Below are 577 nucleotides of genomic sequence, written 5' to 3'. Positions count from 1 at the left end.
CAGGGCTGGCAATATCAGATGGCGCATTATCAGAACCGGCTTAAGGAGGCTGGTCTGAAACAGAGCATGTCAAGGAAGGGGAACTGTCATGACAATGCGGTGATGGAAAGCTTCTTCGGCACGCTGAAATCTGAGTGTTTTTACCTGATGGAACACAAGAATATCAGCGAGTTGCGCATGGCTATCGATAATTACATCCACTATTACAACCATGAAAGAATAAAACAGAAACTGAAAGGCCTGAGTCCGGTAGAGTACCGGACCCAGGCCCTGATAGCCGCTTAATATAAACCGTCCAACATTATGGGGTCAGTTCACATGTCGGCGGCTTTCTGACTTACAAACTAACAGATTACATCAGCGGCATTGCCAAACGCACAATACTAATCAGCGGTTGTGGCCATACACCCAGCACCAGTACCAACAGTGCAGAAATCAGCACCACGATCCCGCCCGCGCTGTACTGCCAGTTTGATGGTGCATGGCGACCCGGTTGTTCCGGGGCGTGCAGGTACAGGCTCACCGCCACGCGCAGGTAGTAGTACAGGCCGATGGCGCTGCCCAGCACCAGGGCGCC

1 protein-coding gene and 1 pseudogene are annotated in these 577 nt (G+C 52.2%); one reads left to right on the top strand and one right to left on the bottom strand.

Annotated features, from left to right (window positions below; genetic code table 11):
* Nucleotides 1-285 (top strand): IS3 family transposase (locus ACS8YF_RS20005; RefSeq protein WP_166739441.1); only part of this gene is annotated, 285 nt, incomplete at its 5' end.
* Between the two features lie 67 nt (nt 286-352).
* Here ACS8YF_RS20005 and ACS8YF_RS20000 read toward each other — a convergent pair.
* A pseudogene (locus ACS8YF_RS20000) lies at nt 353-577 on the bottom strand (NADH-quinone oxidoreductase subunit N); the annotation flags it as partial.

It is taken from the genome of Salinisphaera sp. SWV1 (assembly GCF_052044155.1).
In the GTDB taxonomy this organism is placed as follows: domain Bacteria; phylum Pseudomonadota; class Gammaproteobacteria; order Nevskiales; family Salinisphaeraceae; genus Salinisphaera.
This window is presented reverse-complemented; position numbering and strand designations above follow the sequence as displayed.